Below are 5,020 nucleotides of genomic sequence, written 5' to 3'. Positions count from 1 at the left end.
GTTATTTCCGATTTTAGCCTAGAAAATAGAAATGAAAACTTAAAAAACTATCTTAAGTTTCTAAAAAAGTTGCATCGCGAATAGGTCGCAGCATACAATACCTATTATATTTCTCATTATTATTTTTTTATATTATATTTTAAAAAGTTCAAACTGGGTTAAAAAATATGCTGACTAATATGGAAGACAAAATACTATTCTCAATTTTACTAATTATTGTGATTGCTTTTATTCTATTATTCTTTAAAATGAATAACGGAATTGGAACATTTAATCTTAAGATTTTTGGTATAACTTTTATTGCAAGTTTAGGAACTATTTTAGCGTTAAGTAATATTCCACAAAGTAATATGACTGCAATTTTTGGAATACTTGGAGCAATAATTGGTTATTTATTTGGATTGAAAGTCCTGAAAAATGAAATGAATAAAAAAACTACTGGTAACAGCTAAGGGTTACGTTGGGCTTGAAAAGCCAACAATGAAACCGCGGTTGAACGGAACCGATTACATGCTGTCAGCACTATAGAGTTATCTTAAAATGAGTGGAGAGATTACAAGAGGATTTGAAGGTCTCTTTTTTTGGGATGATATAAGGCTGATGTTAAAGGATTTGCTTTAGAGTAAAGGTTTATGATTGTCGGTAAGGATATTATAATGATAGTTGGAGTATGTGGCATAAGAAATAGAAGAATACTGAGAGATGCCTGTTTTTTTGATAATGAGGGAAACCGTAAAGGATTGAAATTATAATGGATTACTTTTACTTTATAGCAATGTATCAATATCACTAAAAGTGGGTATTGTTACAATGATTTGAAAAGCTTTTATTTACAAAATAATATATAAGACAGATAATACGCTTTATTGTAAAACTTTAAAAAAGTGTTACTTCTTGATGTTATTGACAAGTTAGCGGTAATACTACTGCACAAAACGGGAAAAGAACAACCTAAAAAATAATAAATGAAAAAAAAATTAGTAATAATTATTATATTTTTTGGCTTTGCAAAAATTCAAGCACAAGATAGAATAACTGTAGCAATTGGCTCAAATAGTACTTTCATTGAGACTTATAACAAAAATTCTTGGTCAGATGAATTCACTCTTACTGAAGCATATAGATTGGGACCAACTAATCTTAAAACGCTAAAAGAAGGAGTAAAAACATCGTTAAAATGGATTGATTTAAATGACACACATAACAAAACTTTTCAAAAAGAAGTTTGTCGTTTTAAAACAACGGAAAAAGAAAGTTTCAAATTTCATGGTTATGTCGATCAATTTGCAACTGAAATGGTAATGATATTTAATGGAGAAGTAGATGGAACATTTAAGATTGAAATTAAACCATACAATTCATTTTTAGTCTTCATAACTTTTACAGATGTTGAAATGCTAAAAGGATTTAAAGATTTATTAGATGGTAAATCAGCTAATAATGAAGTTGATGATATATTTAAAAAATAATACAAATACAAAAATAATAATGAAGTATACTAAAATTATATCGATTACTACTTTTTTAATCATTTTCACAATGCCATCAAAGTTTTACGGACAATCAGATGTAAATCAAAAAGCAAAAGAAGGTGCAAATTTTATTTGTGATTGTACAAAAAAATCACTCGACAAGAATGGAATTAACACCCTAAAATTGGCGGAAATATATAACTCTTATCAATTAAAAGGGTCTCTTTTAAGCAAATATAATGTTGATGTAAAAAAAATAAATAATCAAATGAACTTAAAATATTCATTGGTTGAAGCTGACATTTATTTATGTAGAGATAAGTTCAGACAGAAATATAGTAATTATCTAAAAAACAAAATCTTTTTAGACAAAATGCAAACGATAATAAACACTAATCCATTTACAAATGGTCCAAAACTAATTAAAAATTTAGCTTCAAGTTTATAAAATGAAAACTAAAATTTTAAAAATCGTTTTAAATATATTTTTGATTTTACAATCATTGAGTACATATTCACAAGATTATGAACCACGAGGTCGCTATTATCCTGAAGATGAAAATATTGGACTTCCTTCGCTTGGATTAGCCGGCAAAAGTCTTATAATCGGTGCTGTATTATTTATTATAGGTTGGATTATTTCTAAAATAAAAAAGGACGAAAATGGCAATAGTGGCTCTACTTTTGGAGGCTGTTTAATTATGATTGGTATTATTTGTGCAATTCCTGCTCTGGCTTGGATTCAAGCTATTGGTGCATCTATTTATATTATTGGTGTTGTAGTACTTGTAATAATTGGTATACTTGTTTATGTATGGGACAAAATAAATGACAAATAAAATAAAATGAAACAAAAGAAGTACTGGGAAATTTTATTAGAAAAACATCGTGAAAAAGGAAAAGATGGCTTAACTATTCCTTTCATAATTGGTAGCCAAAACTATTTGGAAAACAACAGTTATAAACAAAATATTTCTGAACTCATATATGATATTGTTTCTAGTAACTTATTTGAAGTTTGCATTAGATATTGCATAACAACAAATACGTTTATTGCGGAAATTCGTAAAGAAAAAAATGGTTGCTATTATCCGAAAATTGATAATAACGAACAAAATAAATTATCCGTTGGAATATATCATAAGACTGATTTTGGAGAAAGTATAAAAGAGTTAATCGAATATTTAATTGATAAATTTCAAAATCCTATTGATAATAAAACTTATTCTGCTGAACCAAATACTTATGAAAGAACTGTTCAGTGGAATGAATTTTCCGAGAAAGATAAAATTTTTATTAAAAAATGCTTTAAATAACAAGTACTACCGCTAACAGCTAAGGATTCGTTGGGCTTGAAAAGCCAACAATGAAGCCGCGGTTGAACGGAACCGATGACACTCCCGTTTTTATGGGGTTATCTTAAAATAATGAAGGGGATTTTTTGGGGGGGGTGAAGGATTTTCTCTTATATGATTATAATTCTTGTGGTTTTAATGCTTTACTATAGTGTGAAGGTTTATGATTCCCGGAACGGGTATTATAATGATAGTTGGAGGAGTTGTGATAGGAAATAAAGATGCTGTGAGGTGTTTTTTTATGCGTTTTATTTTTTTTACAATATGGGAAACCGTAAAGAATTGAAATTATAATGGAATACTTTTACTTTATAGAAATATATCAATATCACTAAAAGTGGGTATTGAATTAATAATTAGAAAAGCTTTTATTTACAACATACAACGCAAGAAATATAGCACGAGTTATGTTGAAACTTTAAAAAAAGCGTTACTTCTTGATGTTATGATCAAGTTGTGCGACACCCTAAAAATCAAGACCCCAAAAGAAAATAAACTATGATAATAAAAGAAATTCAAATTTCAAATTTTAGAATTCTTAAAGAATTTACTATCGAACTTGAAAAAGTGATTTCTTTAGTAATCGGAAAAAACAACGCAGGAAAAACTTCAATTTTAACAATTCTTGACAAGTTTTTAAATCAATCCGAAAATAACAGATTTGTAATTGACGACTTCAATTTAGATTTCAAAAATCACCTTAAACAAATTATCGAGGGAGAGCAATTAATTGAAGAAGAATATATAAAAACATTTTATGGGATCAAACTTAGGATATTAATTGAGTATAGCGATATTGATAATTTTAGTAATATTCAAAAATTAATGCTTGACTTAGACACTGAAAATAAGTTTATTGTTTTGGGGTTTGATTATCTACTAAGCTATAGAAACTATTTGAATTTCAGAAAAGATTTAAATGATTACAAAGCAAAAGAGAAGAAAAAGAAAAAAGAAGCAGATGAAAAAAGTGTATTATATGTAGAAAAGGGATTTAAAGAGTTTTTTAAAACTAACCTTCAAAAATATTTTGAAAATCATAAAAAATCTATTCATTATGATACAACAAACTCATTAATTGATGATAGTAATTTTATAAACATAGATGAAGTTAATTTATCTGATGTGATAAATTTCAAGTACATAAGTGCAAGAAGAGATGTTACAAAGTATCCACCCGAGCAACTACATATTGTTTAGTTCAATAAGATTAATGATAGGAGCGTAATTTTACAATGGTTTAGATTCCGCTAGCTGCTTGTAATTGTGGGGATACAGGTCTTTAATATTCTTGTGGTTTATAGATTGGATATTCTCAAGGGTATATTTTAGCCACTCAAAAGGATTTACGTTATGTTTTTTGCAGTTAGTAAAAAAGGTATAGGCCATAGCCGCTCTTTGAGCAGCATCGTGCGATCCGGCAAAAAGATAATTCTTTCTACCCAGGGCCACTGGTCTGATTGCATTTTCCACCAGATTATTATCTATTTGCAAGTTACCATCTAATAGGTATGCCGATAAATTATCCCATCTTGTTTGAGAGTATGCAAGGGCTTTGCCAATCTGACTTTTTGGTAGGGTTAGTTTGATTTGCAAAAACATCCATTTACCTAGTTCGTTTATAATAGGTAAACTTTCCCGAAGCCTCAGCTCTTTGATTTGCTCAGGTCTACCGTTTTGTTCTTTTGCTTTGCGCTCCACCGCATATAGCTTTTGTATTTCAACTAAAACATGTTGTGCTTTTTGCTTGTCATTATCTAATGCTCTTTCAAATTCTCGCCGAGCATGTGCCCAACAGCCCAGAGGAGTGATATCTGATTTTTTTCCATAAGCTTTGTATCCTGCATATCCGTCTGTTTGCAAGTAACCTTTAAAGTTTTGCAAAATAGGTAGTGCAGCGCTACTTGCACGAGTAGGGCTGTAATTGAACATAACAAGCTTGGATATTGGGGCATGATACACCCAATAATAACCCAGATGTGTTTTGTCTTTTTTCTTGTCGTCTAAAACCTTGATGGTGGTTTCATCCACTTGAAGATACCCTTCATTTTTGATATCCATTACCAGCTTCTCATACAAGGGTTTTAAAGCATCCATGTATGCTGCTCCCCAAAAAACGTACAACTTTTTGTGTGAATTTAAGATAGGATTAAAAACCTTAAATTAGCAGAATTATGTCAAGAACAAGAAGAG

The 5,020-nt window shown here is 29.5% G+C and carries 6 protein-coding genes and 1 pseudogene; 6 read left to right on the top strand and 1 reads right to left on the bottom strand.

The genetic code is table 11. The annotated features are described in order from the left end of the window. Window positions 1-179: 179 nt before the first annotated feature. The 6 genes from BUC11_RS16275 (at window position 180) to BUC11_RS16250 (ending at window position 4,027) form a co-directional block, all read left to right on the top strand. Window positions 180-452: a hypothetical protein gene (locus BUC11_RS16275; protein ID WP_139259550.1), complete on the top strand. Its 273-nt coding sequence runs from the start codon at window positions 180-182 to the stop codon at window positions 450-452. Between the two features lie 513 nt (window positions 453-965). Continuing rightward, entirely contained in the window at window positions 966-1,469 is a 504-nt protein-coding gene (locus BUC11_RS16270; protein WP_073355750.1) for a hypothetical protein, read from the top strand. Window positions 1,470-1,539: 70 nt separating this feature from the next. Further along, window positions 1,540-1,920 carry a hypothetical protein gene (locus BUC11_RS16265; protein WP_139259548.1) on the top strand — a complete coding sequence of 127 codons (381 nt, stop codon included), beginning with the start codon at window positions 1,540-1,542 and terminating at the stop codon, window positions 1,918-1,920. Window position 1,921: 1 nt separating this feature from the next. Continuing rightward, window positions 1,922-2,311, top strand: a complete 390-nt coding sequence (locus tag BUC11_RS16260; RefSeq protein ID WP_073355747.1) for a hypothetical protein — start codon at window positions 1,922-1,924, stop codon at window positions 2,309-2,311. A gap of 6 nt (window positions 2,312-2,317) precedes the next feature. Continuing rightward, window positions 2,318-2,788, top strand: a complete 471-nt coding sequence (locus tag BUC11_RS16255) for a hypothetical protein (RefSeq protein ID WP_073355746.1) — start codon at window positions 2,318-2,320, stop codon at window positions 2,786-2,788. 537 nt (window positions 2,789-3,325) lie between these two features. Next, window positions 3,326-4,027, top strand: coding sequence for an AAA family ATPase (locus BUC11_RS16250; RefSeq protein WP_073355744.1), 702 nt, complete (start codon window positions 3,326-3,328; stop codon window positions 4,025-4,027). 30 nt (window positions 4,028-4,057) lie between these two features. On the opposite strand, the pseudogene tnpC reads toward BUC11_RS16250, so the two are convergent. Further along, window positions 4,058-4,939: pseudogene (tnpC, locus tag BUC11_RS16245) on the bottom strand (IS66 family transposase); the annotation flags it as partial. Window positions 4,940-5,020: the final 81 nt, after the last annotated feature.

This window comes from Flavobacterium xanthum, from assembly GCF_900142695.1.
Taxonomy (GTDB): Bacteria; Bacteroidota; Bacteroidia; order Flavobacteriales; family Flavobacteriaceae; genus Flavobacterium; species Flavobacterium xanthum.
This window is presented reverse-complemented; position numbering and strand designations above follow the sequence as displayed.

Bases quoted from the DNA above. Each gene is read 5' to 3' on its own strand.
- BUC11_RS16255 (WP_073355746.1), top strand. From the start codon at position 2,318: ATGAAACAAAAGAAGTACTGGGAAATTTTATTAGAAAAACATCGTGAA.
- BUC11_RS16250 (WP_073355744.1), top strand. From the start codon at position 3,326: ATGATAATAAAAGAAATTCAAATTTCAAATTTTAGAATTCTTAAAGAA.
- BUC11_RS16260 (WP_073355747.1), top strand. From the start codon at position 1,922: ATGAAAACTAAAATTTTAAAAATCGTTTTAAATATATTTTTGATTTTA.
- BUC11_RS16275 (WP_139259550.1), top strand. From the start codon at position 180: ATGGAAGACAAAATACTATTCTCAATTTTACTAATTATTGTGATTGCT.
- BUC11_RS16270 (WP_073355750.1), top strand. From the start codon at position 966: ATGAAAAAAAAATTAGTAATAATTATTATATTTTTTGGCTTTGCAAAA.
- BUC11_RS16265 (WP_139259548.1), top strand. From the start codon at position 1,540: ATGCCATCAAAGTTTTACGGACAATCAGATGTAAATCAAAAAGCAAAA.